Source organism: Geothrix terrae (genome assembly GCF_022808775.1).
Classification (GTDB): Bacteria; Acidobacteriota; Holophagae; order Holophagales; family Holophagaceae; genus Geothrix; species Geothrix terrae.
Genome location: NZ_JAKZLA010000003.1, coordinates 275,747 through 289,155 on the forward strand (window position 1 = coordinate 275,747; position 13,409 = coordinate 289,155).

The following is a 13,409-nucleotide window of genomic DNA, read 5'->3' on the forward strand; positions in this document are numbered from 1 at the left end:
TCACGGCCTCCCCGAGGCCCGCATCTCCACGAGCCCGGTGCTCAGCGGCACCAGGAGCACGCCCGCCGCCAGGCCCACCACCCCGTGCCATCCCGCCAGGTGGTAGGCGTGGCCGCTGAGGGTGATGCCCGCGGCCCCGCCCAGGTAGTAGAAGAGCACGTAGAAGGCGTTGGCCCTTCCCCGGCCGGCGGCCAGCCTCCGGTTCAGGGCTCCGGCCGCCGAGGCGTGGATGGTGAAGAAGCCCGCGCAGACCAGGGCCAGGGCCAGAGCCATGGCCCAGCCCCGGGGCGCCAGGGTGACGGCGAGCCCCGCCCCGAAGACCAGCGACCCCACCACCATGGCCGTGCCATTGCCGATGCGGTTGCTGAGACGGCCCGCCAGGGGCCCGGCCACCACCCCCACGATGTAAGAGAGGTAGAGCAGCGTCACGGCGCGCGTGGACCAGTGGAAGGGCGCCCCGTGGAGGTAGAAGGGCATGTAGTTGAAGACCGAGGAGAACACGAAGAAGCCGCCGCCGCTCACGCAGTAGATGCGGAACAGGTCGTGGCGGAACAGCACGTCGCGGAAGCGCACGGTCTCCGCGCCATGGACCGCCCCGCGATCCTCCCTCGGCAGGCCCGCATGGGCCGCCAGGGTGGCGGCCAGCAGCAGGATCGCCGCCACGAGGAAGGCCCAGCGCCAATGGGCGGGCGGCAGCACGAACCCACCCAGCAGGCGGCCTGACAGTCCACCCACCACGGTGGCGGAGACATATGACCCCATCACCACGTTGAGCCGCTCCGCGGGCATCTCCCGGGCCAGGTAGGCGGCCAGGCAGGTGGTGAGGGCCGGCACGAAGAGCCCCTGGACGAACCGGGCGGCCACGAGCAGGGGCAGCGTCGGCGCCAGGGCCGACGCCACCCCGGCGGCAGCCACCACCAGGCCACCCGTGAGCAGGATGGGCCGGATGGCCATGCGATCCGCCAGGGCGCCGAAGGGCAGGTTCGCCAGGGCGATGCCCAGCACCACGGCAGACACGGTGAGCGAGGCCGTGCCTTCGCCCACGCCGAAGGTCCGGCTCAGCACCGGCAGCACCGGCTGGGGGATGTAGACCGTGGTGAACACCGCGCTGACCAGGGCGAAGACCAGCCACTGGAGCCTGGAGAACGGGTCGCGGGACATCCTCCCAGCATAGCCCTCCCCGCTCGGCGGGCGGCGGGCTTGCGCGGCTCCGCTATGCTGGGTCCGTCCTCTGGAGTCGCCATGGCCGCGCCACGTTCTTCCACTCTCGGCCCCCTCATCCTCGGTCACCGCGGGCTCTCCTCGAAGCACCTGGAGAACAGCCTGGAGGCATTCCGAGCGGCCCTGGCCGCGGGCATGGACGGCTTCGAGCTGGACGTGCAGCCCACCCGCGACGGCGTCTGCGCCATCCTCCACGATGACGACCTGGCGCGCACCGCGAACGGCTCGGGGACCCTGCGGAAGATGAGGGCCGCCGAGCTGCCCGCCCTGAAGAACGGCGAGCCCGTGCCCCGCCTGGCGGACGCGCTGGAGCTGCCCGCGAAGCTCATCAACGTGGAGCTGAAGGGAGAGCCCGGCTGGCAGCAGGCCCTGGCCACGGTGGAGGCCGCCGAGGCCCTGGACCGCGTACTCTTCAGCAGCTTCGAGCACAGCGAGGTGCTCCAGCTCTGGGCCGCCTGCGAGACCGCCCGCTGCGGCTTCCTGTGGGAGGCGGACGAGGCCATGGATCTCACACCCGAGGAACTGGCCGATCTGCCGGAGGCCCTCTGGCTGCACCCGCCCCTCAAGGCCGTGAAGGCCCAGCCCCGCCTCTGGCAGCCCTACGCCGAGCGCCTGGCGATCTGGGGCATGAAGACCCCCGCCGAGGCGAAGGACCTGCCCTTCATGCCGGCCGTGCTCATCACCGATGGCGTCTGAAGCTGGTTTCCGCGTCGTCGAGGGCGGTCAGGGCCTGCGCTCGCTCTGGCGGAGCCTGGCGGATCTCTGGCTTTTCGGCTGGCTGGGGAACCTCTGGTTCTCCACCCTGGCCGACACCGAGGCCGGCCGCAGCCAAGTCAAACAGGCCATGGCGGATCATGAGGCTCTGAAGGCCACGCGGCCCTATGCCCAAGTGCTCCAGGCCATCCTCGACGACCCCCAGTACCGGCTGGTGGATCAAGACCCGGCCCTGGGGGAACAGGTGCTGGTCCACGCTGCGTGCTTCGACAAGACCTGGATCCTGATGCGCGGGGCAGCCCTGGCCCGGGCCCGCTACCTGCGCCTCTACTGCACGAGCCGCTTCCAGCCCTTCCGGCAGGCCTACACGTTCGATCTGGCCTCCCACGAGATCACGCGTCACGGCCTCCCCGGCGGCCAGTGGCACCGCGAGGTCCCCTACGCTCTCTGGTGAAGCCCGTCGGACTTGACGCTTTGTGAGCCTGACCTCGGGTACGGCCGCCCTTCCCGTCGAACATGATCCAAAGGTCTTGTTTGAATCATCCCGGGGTCTATCTTCATGCCTGGCCTGGGCCGCGGCTGCAGCCGAGTGCCCGCTCCGCCCCGAAGGGCGGACGCATGTCCCGTTCCACCCAAGCTCCAGGAGAAGCCCATGCTCTCTCGCGCCGCCTCGTTCATCTGCGTCGCCACCCTCGCCCTGCCCGCCCTGGCCCAAGAACCGGCCATCCAAAGCGTCCCCGCGCGCTACACCTCACCCGCCTCGGGGCCCGAGATGTACCGGGCCTACTGCGCCAGCTGCCACGGATCCAAGGGCCTGGGTGACGGGCCCGCGGCGGTCCATCTCAAGCACCCCGTCCCCGACCTGACCACCCTGAACCAACGGAACCAGGGGACCTTCCCCAAGGACCACGTGTCCCAGGTCATCTGCGGCGAAGAGAGCGCCGGGACCCATGGCCTCCAGAACATGCCCGTGTGGGGCCCCGTCTTCCGAAGCCTGAACAACAGCCAGGAACCGGTCGTCCGCATGCGCGTGGCCAACCTGGCCCGGCACATCGAGAGCCTTCAGGCCAAGTGACCTCGCGCAGGTCGCTCAGCCCAGCCGCCGCTTGAGCGCCGCCTGGTCCGCGGCCAGGGGCTCGTTGAGCAGGGGCTTCTCCAGCAGGTCACGGAGGACCTTGGGCAGCGGGATCTCCCGGCCCAGGGTGGGCTCCAGGGACTCGCGGAACTTCGCGGGGTGCGCGGTGGCGAGGAAGATGCCCTGCTCTCCCGCGCGCAGCCGCGCCTGGAGCACGCCGCAGGCCACGGCGCCGTGGGGATCCGCCAGGTAGCCTTCGCGGTCGAGGTCGAGGACCATCTGCCGCGTCTCCGCGTCCGTGCGGCTGCCCCAGCGCAGGGCCGCGGCCATGGCGTCGTGGTCGCCGCGGAACAGCGCGTGGATGCGCTCCCAGTTGCTGGGCGCGCCCACGTCCATGGCGTTGGAGAGCGTGGCCACGGAGGGCCGTGGGCGGTACTCGCCCGTATCCAGGTAGTCCGGCACCACGCGGTTGGCGTTGGTGGCCACCACGAAGCGGGCGATGGGCGCGCCCGTGGCCTGGGCCAGGAGCCCCGCATAGAGGTTGCCGAAGTTGCCGCTGGGCACGGCCACCACGAGGGGGCCACCCCCTTGAGCCTGGACCGGCGCCTGGACCAGCGCCTGGGCCGCGGCCTCGTAGTAGTACAGCAGCTGCGCCAGGAGCCGGGCGATGTTGATGCTGTTGGCGGACGTGAGGCCCAGGCCCTCGACCAGATCAGGATCCTCGAAGGCTCCCTTCACCAGGCGCTGGCAGTCGTCGAAGGCGCCGTCCACGGCCAGGGCCAGCACGTTGCCGCCGCAGGTGGCGAACTGGCGTTCCTGCAGGGGTGACACGCGACCCGCGGGGTAGAGCACCACGGCCCGGACGCCAGGCACGCCGAGGAAGGCGCTGGCCACGGCCGCGCCCGTGTCGCCGGAGGTGGCCGTCAGCACGGTGCGCGGCTTCGCCTCCGCATCGAGGGCCAGCACCCGGGCCAGGAAGCGGGCGCCGAAATCCTTGAAGGCCAGGGTGGGGCCATGGAACAGCTCCAGGGCGGAAATGCCGGGCCGCACGGGCACCAGGGGCGCGGGGAAGGTGAAGGCGGCGCGCGCCAGGCCCTCCACCTCGGCGCGGGACAGCTCCTCGCGCAGGAACCGGTGGAGGATCTCCACGGACCGCGTCTGGAAGTCCAGCTCCAGCAGATCCGCCACGTCGGCGAAGCGCGGGATCTCGACCGGGGCGAAGAGGCCGCCGTCCGGGGCCAGCCCCTGGTGGGCGGCCTCCAGGAACGTGGCTTGGATGGCGGCAGTCCGGGTGCTGGCGAGCTTCATGGCTGGGCCTCGAGGAAGAGGGGGCGGGGCACGGGCGAGAGGAGGCGGGCGCCTTCCAGGTCCAGGGCGCAGATCCAGGCGCGGCTGGGCAGGCCGGCCTGGGCGAAGCCATGCTGGAGGGCCGCCCCCACGGCGCCCGCATCCGCCTCGTCCCCGGCCACGGCAAAGACGGACGGCCCGGAGCCCGACAGGGTGCAGCCCACGGCCCCGGCGGCCAGGGCCCCGGTCTGGGCGGCCCGGAAGCCCGGCACCAGGGGGGCGCGGTGGGCCTCCACCAGGGGATCGCGCAGGCAGCGGGCCAGCAGGGCCCGATCGCCGGTGTGCAGGGCGTGCACGAGGCCCGCGAGGTTGCCCGCGAAATCCACGGTGTCGGCCCAGGCCGGGCGCGGCGGCAGGGCCGCCCGGCTTTGCGCCGTGGGCAGCTGGAACTCCGGATGGGCCACCACCAGGAGCAGGTCGGTGGGCCAAGGCAGGCGCCGGGCCGCGGGCTTCCCGTCCCGGCCCGGAACAGTCAGCTGGAGGCCGCCCAGCAGGGAGGGCGCCACATTGTCCAGGTGGATGCCGCCGCTGGTGCTGCCCTCGGCCCGCCCCGCCAGCTCCAGCAGCTCGGGCACGCCGAGGGGATCGCCGCAGAGGGCCTGGAGAGCCGCCAGGGTGGCCACGATGGAGCTGGCGCTGGAGCCCAGGCCGCTGGCCACGGGCAGCCGCTTCTCCAGGCGCAGGGCGAAGGGGCCCGTCGGACGGCCCAGGGCCTTGAGCGCCTCCTGGTAGAGGCCCGCGGCCCGCAAGACCAGGTTGGGGCGGGCATCGCCGGCCAGGGCCGCCGCGAAGGGGCCCTCCAGCCGGAAGGAGGCCTCGGCCGCCGGGGCCGCGTGCACGAGATCGCCCAGGAGGCTGCCGTCCAGGGGCGCGAGGGCCGCGCCCAGCAGGTCGAAGCCCGCGGCGAAGTTGCCGATGCTGGCGGGGGCGTAGGCGGTCACGCCGTTCGAGCTGAAGCCGGGCTCCGTCATGAGGACCTCCGCCGCGACGGCCGGGCGCCGCCGGGCACCAGGCGCAGCACGTCCGCCAGCACGCCGGCGGCGGTCACCTCCGCGCCCGCGCCGTAGCCCCGGATGACCATGGGGTGCGGCTGGTAGCGCTCTGTGAGCAGGGCCAGGGCGTTCTCGCCGCCCTTGATGGCCATGAAGGGATGCTCCCCGTCCACCGGCAGCAGCCCCACGCGACAGCCACTGTCCGAAAGGCTGCCCACGTAGCGCAGGGTCTTCCCCTCGGCCTTCAGGGCCGCCAGGCGCTCGCGGAAGGGCGCGTCCAGCTCCGGCAGCCGCGCCATGAAGGCGGGGATGTCGCCGGTGGCGTCGAAGTCCGCGGGGAGCAGGCCCTCCACCACCACATCCGACAGCTCCAGCTCCATGCCCAGCTCCCGGGCCAGGATGAGGAGCTTGCGGGCCACGTCCATGCCGCTGAGGTCGTCCCGGGGATCCGGCTCGGTGAAGCCGCTCTCCTTGGCGGCGCGCACGGCCTCGGACAGCGGCACGCCGTCTCCCAACAGTCCCAGGATGTACGACATGGACCCCGAGAGGATGCCCTCGGCGCGCAGCACGCGGTCGCCGGTGAGCACCAGGTTCTTCACGGTGTCGATGATGGGCAGGCCCGCACCCACGTTGGCCTCGTAGAGGAAGCGGAGGCCGCGGCGCGACGAGCGTTCCCGCAGCTCGCGGTAGAAGGCCTGGGAGGCGCTGTTGGCCTTCTTGTTGGCCGTGACCACGTGGAAGCCCGCATCGAAGAGCTCCGGATAGCGGGCGGCCAGCTCGCCGCTGGTGGTGCAGTCCACCAGCACGGAGAGGGCCGGCGGGCCGTTGCGGACCACCGCCATCAGACGGTCCAGGTCCATGGGCTCGCCCTGGGCCAGGTCCTCGCGCCAGTGGTCCAGGTCCAGGCCCTTGGCGTCCAGGCGCATGCGGCGGCTGGTGGCGATGGTGGTCACCCGCAGATCCAGGCCCTGTGCCGCGAGCTTGCCCTGCTGCCGCTGGATCTGGCCCAGGAGGCTGCCCCCCACGTTGCCGGCCCCCAGCAGGTGCACGTCCACCACCACCTGGGTCCGGAAGAAGCGGCGGTGGATGTGCGGCAGGGCGCGGGCGCCCTCGGCCTCCTCCACCACGGCGGAGATGATGCGCTCGCTGGCCCCCTGGGCGATGGCCACCACGTTGCAGCCCACCTCCGCCAGCGCGTCGAAGAAGGTGCCCGCCACGCCCGCCCGAGTGCGCATGCCGTCGCCCACGATGCTGAGGACCGATAGGCCGTCGCGCAGGTCCAGGGGGTCCAGGAAGCCCGCCGCCAGCTCCGCGGGGAAGGCCTCCTGGATGGCGGCCACGGCGCCGGGCCCGTCCGCCTGGCGCACGGCGAAGCAGATGGACAGCTCCGACGAGCTCTGGGTGATGAGCACCACGGAGATGCCCTTGCGCGCCAGGGCGCCGAACACGCGGCCCGCGATGCCCGGCACGCCCAGCATGCCCGGCCCCGTGAGGTTCACCACCGACAGGCCCCGCAGGAAGGAGATGCCCCGCACGCCGCTCGGCGGCGGCGGCACGGCCTCGCGGATCACGGTGCCGGGGTGGGCGGGATCGAAGCTGCTGCACACCCGCACGGGGATGCCCCGCTCGCGCACGGGGGGGATGGTCTTCGGATGAAGCACCTTGGCGCCGAAGAAGGAGAGCTCCATGGCCTCCTCGAAGCTGGCCTCAGGCAGGGGGAAGGCCTCGGGCACCAGCTTGGGATCGGCGCTGTAGAGGCCCACCACGTCGGTCCAGATCTCCAGCAGGTCCGCCTCCAGGGCGGCGGCGGCGAGCGCCGCACTGTGGTCGGAGCCGCCCCGGCCCAGGGACAGGATGCGCCCCTGCTCGTCACCGCCGAAGAAGCCCGGCAGCACCCAGAGGCCGCCCTCCCCCGCCTTCACCGCGGCGAAGCGGGTGCCGGTCTCCGCCAGGCAGGGCCGGGCCTGGAGGGGGTCGCCCTCCACACGGACGTACTCCACCGGATCCAGGTAGCGGGGCTCCAGCCCCCGGGCCCTCAGCAGGGCCACGAGGATGGCGCAGGCCGCCCGCTCGCCCAGACTGGACACCTGGGCCCGCACCGAGGGCGGCCCCTCCTCCAGCAGGGCCATGCCGTGGAGCAGGCGGCGGCCCAGGACCTCCAGCTCGTCCAGCTCCGCGCGGAGGCTCGCCGCGCCGGCGCCGAGCTCCCCCGCCAGGGCCTCCACCACCTCGGTGTGGAGGGCCCGGAAGGTGTCCATGAGGCGGTCCGCGGCGGCGGGGTCCGGCACGCGCCCCTCGTTCACCAGCAGGTTCGTCACCCCGGCCATGGCGGAGGCCACGACGCAGACGCGGTGGGTGGTCCGGGCGGCGGCCACCAGGTCCGCCACGGTGCGGAGCCGCGCGGCGCCGGCGACGCTGGTGCCGCCGAATTTCATGACGCGGATGGGGGTGGGCTGCATGGGGGGCTCCGTCGGTTCAAAACAGAAAGCCCCGCGGGGTGCGCGGGGCCGAATCTGAAGAAAGGGTCAGGTCAGGCGCCGCGGGGGTCCGGGTGCGTAATGGTACCGTTGGTGGTGGTCATAAAGCTGGACATGCCGATGCCCATCGCGCCAACGCGCGAAGCGCCCATCGCGGAAACCCGCGAGGCACTCAGGAGCTGTTCAGACACTCGAACCATGTCCGACATCATCCGGGAAGATGGTGGAAAGTCAACCAAATTGCTTCACACGGCGGCCCAGCGCCACGCTGCTGCCCAGCCACAACCCTGAGCAGCCCACCGCCGCCAGGCCCACCGGAATCGCCAGGGCCGCGAAGGCCGTGGGGGCCCACACGCCCAGCAGGTCGCCGCCGCGGTAGATGAAGGTGTCGATGAAGGGCTTCGACTTGTAGCGCTCCTCGGGGCCCAGCGGGATGTAGAGGATCTCGCGGGCCGGGCGGTCCACGGCGTAGTGCAGGCCCCGGCGCAGCACCTGGAACAGGGCCATGACACCGAAGGTGGGCCAGGCCCACAAGGCGCCGAAGCCCGCCAGGCTCAGCACCGGGAGGATGGATAGCACCACCGGGACGCCCAGGGCCGTGATGAGGCGGCCCGTGAAGAACACTTGGGTGACCAGGGTGAGGACGTTCACCCAGAGGTCGATGCGGGCGAAGGCCGCTGTGCGCGCCGCCGTGCCGTGGAAGGTGCGCTCGACGATGGCGCCCTGCTGAAGGTAGAGGAAAGTGCTGGTGATGGTGAAGAGCAGGATGTAGGCGCAGATGAGCTGGAGGTAGCGGGAGGTGGCGATGAGGCGCAAGCCCGCCAGCAGGCCCGGCCCCGGCTCCCGCGCCCCGTGGGCCACGTCGCCCAGGGCGAAGATCGCCGCCAGCCGCTTCACGCACTGCACGGCCAGTTCCAGTGTCAGCGCGGAGAGCAGCAGCAGGGAGAGGGGATCCATCTTCACCTGGAGGCCGCCCAGGGCGGCCCCCTTCGTGAGGGCCCCCGTCACCGCGGCGCCGGCGATGGCCCCCAGGCTCCCGCCCATGGCGATGACGCCGAAGAGCCGCTTGCCCTGGGGCTCGGACCACACATCGGACATGAGGCCCCAGAACACGGACACCACGAAGAGGTTGAAGACGCTGAGCCAGATGTAGAAGGCGTAGCCCAGCGCTGCGCCCCCATGGCCCGGCAGCAGGCGGAAGGCCAGGAAGAAGGCCGCCATGTTCAATGCGAAGAAGCGGTAGGCCCAGGGGATGAAGCGCCGCCGCGGCAGCTTCGACACCAGGGCGGCGAAGGCCGGGTTCGCCAGGGCCATGGCCAGCAGAGTGCCCGTCATGAGCCAGGGCAGCTTGTCCGCGCCCCGGGCGATGCCCATGGCCTCGCGCACGGGCCGCAGCAGGTAGTAGCCGAAGAGCAGCAGGAAGAAGTACAGGGCGGACCAGGCCAGGGCCGGGGCCTCGCCCTCCTCCAGCATCACGAGACGACGGAGCAGGCGGGTGGGCGTCATGGGACTCCGGAAAAGATGTTGCGGATGCGAATGAGAGGAGTATATATCGATTCACGATGCATCAACCCCAGTCCCATCGCCGGAGGTTCCCATGACCGTCTCCCGCCGCGAGTTCCTCCAGTGGTCCGCCGCCGCCTCGGCCCTGGCGGCCACTGGCCTCGACCTGTCCGCAAAACCAGCGGTGAAGACCGCTCCCAAGAAGATCCTCATTCTGGGCGGCACGGGCTTCCTGGGCCCCGCCACCATCGAGATCGCCCAGAGCCGCGGCCACCACGTGACCATGTTCAACCGCGGCAAGACGCGGCCCGACCTCTTCCCCGGCGTGGAGAAGCTGCACGGCGACCGCGACCCCAAGAAAGGCGAGGGCCTGAAGGCCCTGGAGACGGGCACCTGGGACGCCGTCATCGACAACAGCGCCTACTACCCCCGCATGGTGGCCGCCTCCGCGGGCCTGCTGGCCCCGCGGGTGAAGCAGTACCTGATCATCTCCAGCATCAGCGCCTACAAGGAGCCCAATCCGGAGAACGGCACCGAGGACGCGCCCCTGGCCACCCTGACCGATCCCGCCGTCGAGGAGATGGGGAAGGAATACCAGAACTACGGCGGCCTCAAGGCCCTCTGCGAGCAGGCGGCCCAGAAGGCCCTGCCCGGCCGCACGGCGGTGATCCGCCCCGGCTACATCGTGGGCCCCGATGATCCCTCGGGCCGCTTCACCTACTGGCCCGTGCGCTTCGACAAGGGCGGCGAGCTCGCCGTGCCCGGCGGCGCCTCGGATCCCGTGCAGATCATCGATGTCCGCGACCTGGCGGCCTGGTTGGTGCATCTCGTCGAGCAGGGCACCGTGGGCACCTTCAACGCCTGCGGCCCAGACAAGCGCCTGGCCTGGGGCAGCCTGGTGGACGCCTTCCAGAAGGCCGGAAACGCGAACGCCAAGCCCGTCTGGATCCCCACGGACTTCCTCGCCAAGCAGAAGGACATCGAGTTCCCCATCTGGGCCCCCTACGCGGGCGAGACCAAGGGCTTCCACACCTGGCGCAACGACCGCGCCGTGAAGGCCGGCCTGCGGTTCCGCCCCGCCCTCGAGACCGTGAAGGACACCCTGGCCTGGTACAAGACGCAGGAGAAGGTGGAGAAGGGCCGCACCAAGCTCGCCGGTCCCAGTGCCGAGGCCGAGGCCAGGCTCATCGCCGCCTGGCGAGAGGCCTCCAAACCCCGGGGCTGACCGGATCCGCCCCGCCGTGGATGCAGGCCCCATGCGACAATGGCCTCCATCCACGGCGAGCGACAAGGATCCCCATGACCTCCCAGCCCGATAAAGCGCCCAAGAAGGACAAGCCGAAGAAGCAGACGCCGGAGCAGCGCCTTGAGGCCATGCGCTACAACCGCATGATGTACGGCCCCACGGCGAAGGAGATGAAGCCCGCCGTGAAGAAGGTCAACTACGGCGCCGCCTACCTGAACCACCCCAAGTTCCAGAGCCTGATGACCGCCTTCAAGAAGGGCACGGCCTTCAAGTTCGAGGTCACGGACAAGGGCAAGACCTACACCATCGCCACAGACGGGTCCGACATCCTGTTCAACGGGAAGACCATCTTCTATTCCCGCCCCATGAACAAGTACGAGGACCACCTGCTCATGGACCGGGTCTCCATGACCCAGTACCAGACGACGGACGCGCTGATCCACCTGGCCTTCGCCGTGCTGCGCAGCCTCCCGGAGCTTGCCGGACATTCGCTGGTGTACATGCAGCACCAGTTCTACTACGGCGCAGAGCCCCTGGAGGACGGTGTGGCCCAGCAGGGGCCCAACCTCCTGATCGGCTCCTACCGGCACAGCAAGGTCCCGGAGAAGACCCGGGGCTAGACGCGGGCCGGGCGGCTCAGTTCTGGATGTAGTGCACCAGTTGCTCGATGGTGAACTGCTGGTCGGAGATGGTCTCCTTCACCAGATCGCCGATGGAGAGGATGCCCAGCACCTCGTTGTCCTCCCCCAGCACGGGCAGGTGGCGGATGTGCTTGCCTGTCATGAGGGCCATGCACTCCTCCACGGTCTCGCCCAGGGTCACGCAGCTCACCCGCTCGCTCATGATCTCCCGCACGAGGGTGTCCTTCGAGGACTTGCCCTTGAGGATGATCTTCCGGGCGTAGTCCCGCTCCGAGAAGATCCCCACCAGGCGGCCCCCCTCCAGCACCAGCAGGGCGCCGATGTCGTGCTGGGCCAGCAGGGTCAGCGCTGTGAACACGGTGTCGTCGGGGCCTACCGATACCAGGGCCTTCTTGCCTTGGATCAACTGGGCGAGTGGTCGCATGCGTGCCTCCCGGGCGCCGGGTTGGATGGAGTGGGTGGCCCTGACTATACGGCCAAGGGCGGCGCAGCGGGACCCTCCGGTTCTGAGAATTCGTGATCCATGGCGTGGATTTCCCTGGGCCAACACATTTATGATACATGGGTCAGCTTTTTGAAAGCCCGCCCGGACCTGCGCCCAGGGCCGCGGAATGCCTCGAAGGATCGCCCATGTCCCTGCCCCGGAAGCTCAAGGATCACGCCGCCCGCCAAGCCGAAGCCACCGAGCCCCACCCGGAGGCCGCCCGGAAGCAGGCGGCCCAGGGCAAGCTCCTGGCGCGGGAGCGCATCACCGCCATCCTGGATCCCGGCTCCTTCCATGAGTACGACCTCTTCGTGGAGCACCGGTGCTCCGACTTCGGCATGGAGAAGAAGCAGCTGCCCGGGGACGGCGTCATCACCGGCACGGGCGCCATCCTGGGCCACCCCGTGGCCATCTACGCCCAGGACTTCACCGTGGCCGGAGGCAGCCTGGGCCTGGCCCACGCCCGCAAGATCACCAAGATCATGGACCACGCCATCAAGCTGGGCATCCCGCTCATCGGCATCAACGACTCCGGCGGGGCCCGCATCCAGGAGGGGGTGAACTCTCTGGCGGGCTACGGCGAGATCTTCTACCGCAACACCCTGGCCTCGGGCGTCATCCCCCAGATCTCCATCATCCTGGGCCCCTGCGCGGGCGGCGCCGTCTACTCTCCGGCCCTCACCGACTTCGTCTTCGTGGTGGACCAGATCTCCAAGATGTTCATCACGGGCCCGGAGGTCATCAAGACCGTGCTGGGCGAGGAGATCTCCATGGAGGACCTGGGCGGGGCCCGGGTGCAGTCGGAGATCTCCGGCAACGCCCACTTCTACGCCGGGAGCGAGGCCGAGTGCTTCGAGCAGGTGAAGCGGCTGGTCACCTTCATCCCCTGGAACAACCGCAAGAAGGCGGATCCATTCAACGCCAGCCCCTCCCCCACCGAGGAGGACCTGGAGCGCATCATCCCCTCCGAGGCCCACCGGCCCTACGATGTGCGCGACGTGCTGCGGGCCGTCTGCGACGGCTCGGACTTCATGGAGGTCCAGGCGCTCTGGGCCGCCAACATCGTGGTGGGCTTCGCCCGCATGAACGGCCGCACGGTGGGCATGGTGGCCAACCAGCCCGCCGTGCTGGCCGGCGTGCTGGATGTGGACAGCTCGGACAAGGCCGCCCGCTTCATCCGCTTCTGCGACGCCTTCAACATCCCCCTCGTGACCTTCGTGGACCTGCCCGGCTACCTGCCGGGCGTGGACCAGGAGCACGCGGGCGTCATCCGCCACGGCGCCAAGCTGCTCTACGCCTACAGCGAGGCCACGGTCCCCAAGATCACGGTCATCCTCCGCAAGGCCTACGGCGGCGGCTACATCGCCATGTGCTCCCGCCACCTGGGCGCCGACTTCGTCTTCGCCTGGCCCTGCGCCGAGATCGCCGTCATGGGCCCCGAGGGCGCCGCCAACATCATCTTCAAGGGCGAGATCGCCGCCGCCGCCGACCCCGAAGCCTTCCGGAAGCAGAAGGTCCAGGAATACACCGAGAAGTTCGCCAGCCCTTACGTGGCTGCGGCCAACGGGCACGTGGATGCCGTCATCGCCCCCCGGCAGACCCGCGACTTCCTGCTCCACGCGCTGGAGATCTCCGAGCAGAAGGCCGAGCCGAGGCCAGCCCGGAAGCACGGCGTGCCGCCCTTCTGAGGCGGCGAGCTCCGACGACCT

12 protein-coding genes are annotated in these 13,409 nt (G+C 70.6%); 6 read left to right on the forward strand and 6 right to left on the reverse strand.

Annotated elements, in window-relative coordinates:
* On the reverse strand, nucleotides 1-1,161 hold the full coding sequence (locus MLE42_RS07195; protein ID WP_275975768.1) for an MFS transporter: 1,161 nt from the start codon (nucleotides 1,159-1,161) through the stop codon (nucleotides 1-3).
* 81 nt (nucleotides 1,162-1,242) lie between these two features.
* On the opposite strand from MLE42_RS07195, the gene MLE42_RS07200 reads away from it, so the two are divergent.
* The 3 genes from MLE42_RS07200 to MLE42_RS07210 all read left to right on the forward strand — a co-directional run bounded on the left by MLE42_RS07200 (nucleotide 1,243) and on the right by MLE42_RS07210 (nucleotide 3,010).
* A complete protein-coding gene (locus MLE42_RS07200) occupies nucleotides 1,243-1,917 on the forward strand; it encodes a glycerophosphodiester phosphodiesterase (protein ID WP_243287204.1) in 675 nt (224 codons plus the stop codon).
* Entirely contained in the window at nucleotides 1,907-2,389 is a 483-nt protein-coding gene (locus MLE42_RS07205; RefSeq protein WP_243287205.1) for a hypothetical protein, read from the forward strand. Before MLE42_RS07200 ends, MLE42_RS07205 begins: the two co-directional genes overlap by 11 nt.
* A gap of 198 nt (nucleotides 2,390-2,587) precedes the next feature.
* Nucleotides 2,588-3,010 carry a c-type cytochrome gene (locus MLE42_RS07210; RefSeq protein ID WP_243287206.1) on the forward strand — a complete coding sequence of 141 codons (423 nt, stop codon included), beginning with the start codon at nucleotides 2,588-2,590 and terminating at the stop codon, nucleotides 3,008-3,010.
* A 15-nt stretch (nucleotides 3,011-3,025) separates the two neighbouring features.
* Here MLE42_RS07210 and thrC read toward each other — a convergent pair whose 3' ends face one another.
* The 4 genes from thrC to MLE42_RS07230 form a co-directional block, all read right to left on the reverse strand.
* Nucleotides 3,026-4,318 (reverse strand): threonine synthase, encoded by a 1,293-nt coding sequence (gene thrC / locus MLE42_RS07215; protein ID WP_243287207.1) that lies wholly within the window; start codon nucleotides 4,316-4,318, stop codon nucleotides 3,026-3,028.
* Entirely contained in the window at nucleotides 4,315-5,328 is a 1,014-nt protein-coding gene (locus MLE42_RS07220) for a homoserine kinase (RefSeq protein ID WP_243287208.1), read from the reverse strand. The genes thrC and MLE42_RS07220 overlap by 4 nt, the downstream gene beginning before the upstream one ends.
* A complete protein-coding gene (thrA, locus tag MLE42_RS07225) occupies nucleotides 5,325-7,808 on the reverse strand; it encodes a bifunctional aspartate kinase/homoserine dehydrogenase I (RefSeq protein WP_243287209.1) in 2,484 nt (827 codons plus the stop codon). The genes MLE42_RS07220 and thrA overlap by 4 nt, the downstream gene beginning before the upstream one ends.
* Before the next feature lie 249 nt (nucleotides 7,809-8,057).
* The gene (locus MLE42_RS07230) at nucleotides 8,058-9,332 is read right to left on the reverse strand and encodes an NTP/NDP exchange transporter (protein WP_243287210.1); all 1,275 of its coding nucleotides are present in this window, start codon (nucleotides 9,330-9,332) and stop codon (nucleotides 8,058-8,060) included.
* Nucleotides 9,333-9,423: 91 nt separating this feature from the next.
* Here MLE42_RS07230 and MLE42_RS07235 point away from each other — a divergent pair, with 91 nt between their 5' ends.
* Both MLE42_RS07235 and MLE42_RS07240 read left to right on the forward strand, forming a co-directional pair.
* The gene (locus tag MLE42_RS07235; protein ID WP_243287211.1) at nucleotides 9,424-10,554 is read left to right on the forward strand and encodes a twin-arginine translocation signal domain-containing protein; all 1,131 of its coding nucleotides are present in this window, start codon (nucleotides 9,424-9,426) and stop codon (nucleotides 10,552-10,554) included.
* 74 nt (nucleotides 10,555-10,628) lie between these two features.
* Entirely contained in the window at nucleotides 10,629-11,195 is a 567-nt protein-coding gene (locus MLE42_RS07240; protein WP_243287212.1) for a hypothetical protein, read from the forward strand.
* A 16-nt stretch (nucleotides 11,196-11,211) separates the two neighbouring features.
* On the opposite strand, the gene MLE42_RS07245 is transcribed toward MLE42_RS07240, so the two are convergent.
* The gene (locus MLE42_RS07245; protein ID WP_243287213.1) at nucleotides 11,212-11,640 is read right to left on the reverse strand and encodes a CBS domain-containing protein; all 429 of its coding nucleotides are present in this window, start codon (nucleotides 11,638-11,640) and stop codon (nucleotides 11,212-11,214) included.
* A 206-nt stretch (nucleotides 11,641-11,846) separates the two neighbouring features.
* Between MLE42_RS07245 and MLE42_RS07250 the strand changes: the two genes are divergently transcribed.
* Nucleotides 11,847-13,388, forward strand: a complete 1,542-nt coding sequence (locus MLE42_RS07250; protein WP_243287214.1) for an acyl-CoA carboxylase subunit beta — start codon at nucleotides 11,847-11,849, stop codon at nucleotides 13,386-13,388.
* The last annotated feature ends 21 nt before the right edge of the window (nucleotides 13,389-13,409 follow it).

Excerpts from the sequence above, each read along its gene's own strand:
- MLE42_RS07195 (WP_275975768.1), bottom strand. The coding sequence starts at position 1,161 with ATGTCCCGCGACCCGTTCTCCAGGCTCCAGTGGCTGGTCTTCGCCCTG.
- MLE42_RS07200 (WP_243287204.1), top strand. The coding sequence starts at position 1,243 with ATGGCCGCGCCACGTTCTTCCACTCTCGGCCCCCTCATCCTCGGTCAC.
- MLE42_RS07205 (WP_243287205.1), top strand. The coding sequence starts at position 1,907 with ATGGCGTCTGAAGCTGGTTTCCGCGTCGTCGAGGGCGGTCAGGGCCTG.
- MLE42_RS07210 (WP_243287206.1), top strand. The coding sequence starts at position 2,588 with ATGCTCTCTCGCGCCGCCTCGTTCATCTGCGTCGCCACCCTCGCCCTG.
- thrC (WP_243287207.1), bottom strand. The coding sequence starts at position 4,318 with ATGAAGCTCGCCAGCACCCGGACTGCCGCCATCCAAGCCACGTTCCTG.
- MLE42_RS07220 (WP_243287208.1), bottom strand. The coding sequence starts at position 5,328 with ATGACGGAGCCCGGCTTCAGCTCGAACGGCGTGACCGCCTACGCCCCC.
- thrA (WP_243287209.1), bottom strand. The coding sequence starts at position 7,808 with ATGCAGCCCACCCCCATCCGCGTCATGAAATTCGGCGGCACCAGCGTC.
- MLE42_RS07230 (WP_243287210.1), bottom strand. The coding sequence starts at position 9,332 with ATGACGCCCACCCGCCTGCTCCGTCGTCTCGTGATGCTGGAGGAGGGC.
- MLE42_RS07235 (WP_243287211.1), top strand. The coding sequence starts at position 9,424 with ATGACCGTCTCCCGCCGCGAGTTCCTCCAGTGGTCCGCCGCCGCCTCG.
- MLE42_RS07240 (WP_243287212.1), top strand. The coding sequence starts at position 10,629 with ATGACCTCCCAGCCCGATAAAGCGCCCAAGAAGGACAAGCCGAAGAAG.
- MLE42_RS07245 (WP_243287213.1), bottom strand. The coding sequence starts at position 11,640 with ATGCGACCACTCGCCCAGTTGATCCAAGGCAAGAAGGCCCTGGTATCG.
- MLE42_RS07250 (WP_243287214.1), top strand. The coding sequence starts at position 11,847 with ATGTCCCTGCCCCGGAAGCTCAAGGATCACGCCGCCCGCCAAGCCGAA.